Genomic DNA, 4923 nt, shown 5'->3' on the forward strand with positions numbered 1-4923 from the left:
GTGTTGGAGTTGCGCAGGTACCAGACGCCACCGCGGTACACGCCAACGGTGTCCGTGCCATCGCCATCCCAGTCACCGACGACGGGGATGTCCGTGCCGCCGCCGTAGGCGAAGCTGGCGATGGTGTGGGAGCCGGCGCTGGTGGAGTTGCGCAGGTACCAGACGCCACTCTTGTACACGCCGACGGTGTCCGTGCCATTGCCATCCCAATCACCGACGAGGGGGATGTCAGTGCCGCCGCCGTAGGCGAAACTGGCGATGTTGTGGGAGCCGGTGCTGTTGAGGGTGCGCAGGTACCAGACGCCAGCGCGGTACACGCCGATATTGGTCGTGCCATCGCCATCCCAGTCACCCACCTTGGGAATGTCGCCGGCGCCACCGTAGGCAATGCCGGGGATGTTGTTGGCGCCGGCGGTGTTGTAGTCCCTCAGGTACCACCGCCCGGTGAACGAGGTCGACGGATCAGGCACGGAGTCCACGATGCCGTCACGGGAGATGGCCTTGTACGCGCTGGACGCCGTGCGGTAACCCTCGACGCAGCCGTCCGCGCAGCCACGGCACTCGTAGGCATACATGCTCCCCCAGGGGTCGCCCTTCTCGTAGATGAAGATGTGGCCGCCGCTGCCGTCGTTGTAGACCATGGCATCGGCGCGCAGGGCGCTGCCTCGGGCGACGTTGTGCCAGCCGTAGTATTCGTTGGCGAAGTGGACGGTGCCGTACGGGTGCTGCTCCACGGAGAGGACGTTGTTGGTGCTGGGCACCACCCACACCTTGGCGGCGAAGCCGGAGCAGTCCGCGCCGTAGGTGCCAGAGTGGGTGCAGGACGGGCAGCTCCCGGTGCACGAGCCCTTGTTGGTGCTGGTGGCGCCGGTCTCGAGCCACCGGCCCTTGCCCCACCAATAGGAGAAGCCCACGCCGCTCTGCGCGCGGGCGATCGCCTCGTCACGCGAGTTCTCCGCGCTGAGCTCGGCCTCCAGCGTGCTCGTGCGCAGGTGCGCGCCGTACGCCCAGCCCGTGAAAGCGCCAAAGCGCACCGGGTAGTAGCCGTTCTCCGGACACGCCGAGGCCCCGCTGATCGACAGCTCGAGGCCCTCGGGCATCGTCAGCAGCACGCGCGCCGTGCTCGAGGGTCCCTCTCGCAGGTTCAGCGCGGCGCCCGTCTCCAGCCGCTCCGTGGTCTTCACGCACTCACGCGGGGCCGCGAGCGCCTCCACGGGGACTGTCTCGTCCGCGGCCTTCAGCTCGGCGCTCTCCAGCGCCTCCTCGCGCGGGCCACTGCACCCCGCGGACATCATCAGAAGAAAAGAACCCACCACTGCTGCCCTGAATCGCATGAACACAACCCTTTCTCGGGGCTCGCGCCCCATGGGAGGACATTCCCTCCCCCTTACTAGGAGAGAGGGCATAGCGCCTTTCTCATCCAAGAAAAATAGAAGAACGATTTTTATAGGGAATTCCATTTTTCATGGAATTTGTAGATTTCCGTTCAGGGCGGGAGCCGGTGAAGGGTGAGACGCGGCTTTGGGTGATTGTGGACACTCCATTGCCCGTGTTCCCCACGGCGCATGGCGGGAGTCCCGGACAAGAAAAAAGCCCGGCGTGCCGTGAAGGGGCACACCGGGCTTTCGAGCCAGGCCGTTACGCGTTCAGCGCTTCAGCCACATCGGCTCGCCGGGGCACAGGTGACAGCGGGCCTCGCCAATCGTGCACGAGTTCGTGCAGGACGGGAGCGCCGCACGGCTCGAGCTCCCGGCCCGGTACAGCAGATCCTGGTACTCGGTGGTCCCGACGATGCCGTGCATGCTCTTGAACTGCACGAGGGTGACCCCGCCTCGCTTCAGCCGGAACGTCGGGGTGCCCACCGCCATCGGCGTCTTGATGACCTGCACGCCGCCCGCGATCTCGTCCTCGCCGTAGGTCGTCGTGCCCTGCGTGATCTCGAGCCTGCCAGCCGACTTCAAGAAGCCTACCAGCTCGACGTCGTTCGTGGCGGGGCAGCCCGCCTTGCAGACCGCGAGGTTCGTCGAGGTCTGCTTCGTGGGCACGAGCGACTGATTGTGGATGCGGTGGTTGTAATACAACACGTCGCGCTCAATGGTCGGCTTGACGCCGGTCTTGAACCACTGAATGTAATACGCGGTCATGTCGTACGCGGGCCACTGCTTGCCCGTCGAGGGCCGGATGGCGTGGTGCTCGTGCTGGTCATTCCAGGTGACGATTTGAACCTGCTCCAGCCCGTCGGCGATCACGTTCTCCCAGATGGAGCGAAGCGTCTGCGAGTTCTTGGCCTCCCAGAAGGCCTTGTCCTTGGGCCGGTAGTCCTGGCTGCTGATCGGGTGGATCCACGGCTTCCCATACCCGGCGGCCTTCGTCTTCAGGCTTCCGGAGTACCCCGCCGTGGTGATGGGGACCGCGGTTCCCCAGCCGGCATAGGCGTCTCCGACCGTCTTGTACTCCTCGAAGAACGTGGTGCTCCCCGTTCCCAGGAACACCGGCACCAGATACAGGCTCATGCCCAGCTCGGCCGAGGCGCGCTGCTTGACGGTGCTGTAGAAGCTGGCCGTCCGGCCATGCGCGTTGGGAAAGAACATGCCCACCACGTACTTCCCATCCGGACGCCGCAGGAGCGCCGAGGAGGCCTTGAGCTTGCCCAGGATGCGGATGATCCTGTCCTGGTCTCCCGTCGCGGTCCCCGTATTGAGGATCGTCATGTCGAAGTTGGGAACGATGTCGAAGCCTCCCAGTTGGGAAGCGGCGTCGACGACGGCCTTCACCCGGGTCCACAGGCCGCCGTTGTTCGTGTCGCTGTCGGTCCACAGGTTCAGATAGAAGCCATCGATGCCGATGCGCGCCGCCAGCTGGATTTCGTCCTTTGCGTCCTGGATCCGCCAATCCGTCTCCGTCCGCGTCAGCCGGGGCAGCGGACGCTCCCGCATCATGCCGCCATACGCCGTGTGCGCGCCGCCCTCGCCGCCCACGGCGATATAGTTGCGCTGGTAGTAGTCGTTGGTCGTCGGGTTGTAGTTCTCCAGCGACACCGGGTAGTAGTGCCAGTGGGCATAGACCTTCTTGGTTGACTGCCGCAGGGTGGCGCGTGAAACCGCGGTGAAGGGCCACTCGCACGGACCACAACCGGGACCGCAATCCACCCCGGTCTCGGTGCCATTTTGAACGCGATCCGAACAGGTCGCGTTGGCCGACACGCTGACCTGGGTGCTGTACACATTGTCGGTCTCGTTGGTTTCAGCAGGCAGGCGGTTGATGTCATCCACCCTGGCCGCCAAGGTATGCGTGCCCGCCGTGGTGGGCGCCGTCCAGGCGTTGGTTCCAGCAGGACCGCCGTTGGCGGTGACCTGAACGCTCCCACCCGCCGGGATGGAGTCCGTGGAGTCGTCCGACCAGGAGACTTGCGTGCCATTCACGTAGAACGAGACGCCATGGATGATCCCCGAAGGGGTCTCCGTGGTGCCCGTATTCTGGATGGTCGCGTTGAAGATGACCGAACTGCCACCGGCGACCGAGGTCGGGCTCACCTTGGTCACGACCAGGTTGTAGCCCGGAGGCGGAGCGCCGACAGTGACCGTCGTGCTGTAGCGATTGTCATCCTCGTTCATCTCGTTGGGCAGGCGGTCGATGTCATCCACCGTGGCCGCGACGGTGTTCGTGCCGACGGTGGTGGGCGCCTGCCAGACGTTGGTGCCAGCGGGGCCGCTGTTGGCGGTGACCGTCACGCTGGCTCCCGCGGGGATGGAGGTCGTGTACGTGTCGGACCACGACACCTGCTTGCCGTTCACGACGAAGGACACGCCGTGGATGGCGCCCGCCGGGGTGGCGACGGTCCCCGTGTTCTTGATGGTCGCGCTGAAGACGACGGAACCGCCCGGGCTCACCGTCGTGGGGCTCACACCGGTGACGATGAGATCGTAATTGGGATTGGCCACGGTGAGCGTCGAGGTGAAGTCATTGTCGAGTTCATCCGTCTCGTTGGGCAGGCGGTTGAGGTCATCGACCCTGGCGACGAGCGAATACGCGCCCTCGATGCTCGGCGCGGTCCACACCCTGGTTCCCGCGGGACCGTAGTTCGCGGTGAGCGTGACGCTCCCGCCCGGGGGAATGGAACTCGTGTGGGTATCGGACCAGGACACCTGGGTGCCGTCCACCCAGAAGGAGACACCGTGGATGACGCCCGAGGGAGTGGCGAGCGTCCCCGTGTTCGTGAGGGTCGCGCTGAAAACGACGCTGCTGCTCGTGGCCACGGTGAGTGGGCTCACACGCGAGACGACGAGGTTGTAGCCGTCCACGAGCTCGGCTTCCGAGGAGGTCAGGGGTTCTTCCATCGGCCCGGGGACCGTCCCCTCACAACCCACCAGCGAGACCAACAGGCCGGCGGCGAGGACCACCAGCGCGCCTCGCGCACTGAGTCGCCCAGTGCGTCGCTTCGAATTGGAAAACACAGGTTGCATTCAGCTGCTCCATTGGGTGACTGAGTTTGGGGGAGGACCGGTGCGCCGATGACGGCCACGGACGAGAAGAGCCCCCTCGGCACATGGGGTGCCGAGGGGGCGCACGCAGCGACTACGCGACCTTCGTGCCCGTCAGAGGTCGAAGACCCAGCGGGAGTCGCTGCCGGTGTATTGCAGGACCGTGGCGACCTGCGTCAGCATCGACTGGTAGCCGTCGGCGCCATTGAGCACGTGGATCTCCGTCTGGCTCGTGGTGTTCTTCTTGATGGCGTACAGGTCCTTCTTGCCATCGCGGTTGTAGTCACCGGCGGCGAAGGCCCACGAGGAGTCGGTACCCGTGACCCCCAGGTAGGTGGCGATGTGGGCCAGGAACGTCTTGAAGCCATCGGCGCCATTGACCACGTGCAGCTCCGTCTTGCCCGAGCCCGTGCTCGCCTTCTTCACGGCGAGCAGGTCCAGC

General features: G+C 65.4%; 3 protein-coding genes. All 3 read right to left on the reverse strand.

The features are described 5' to 3' along the window. Positions 1 to 1334, reverse strand: a 1334-nt coding sequence (locus tag VF794_RS24980; protein WP_331114573.1) for a hypothetical protein, incomplete at its 3' end; no start/stop codon positions are given. Between the two features lie 312 nt (positions 1335 to 1646). Then, the gene (locus VF794_RS24985) at positions 1647 to 4337 is read right to left on the reverse strand and encodes an endo-1,3-alpha-glucanase family glycosylhydrolase (RefSeq protein ID WP_331114575.1); all 2691 of its coding nucleotides are present in this window, start codon (positions 4335 to 4337) and stop codon (positions 1647 to 1649) included. Between the two features lie 258 nt (positions 4338 to 4595). Then, positions 4596 to 4923, reverse strand: a 328-nt coding sequence (locus tag VF794_RS24990) for a hypothetical protein (protein ID WP_331114577.1), incomplete at its 5' end; no start/stop codon positions are given.

This window comes from Archangium sp. (genome assembly GCF_036389735.1).
Classification (GTDB): domain Bacteria; phylum Myxococcota; class Myxococcia; order Myxococcales; family Myxococcaceae; genus Archangium.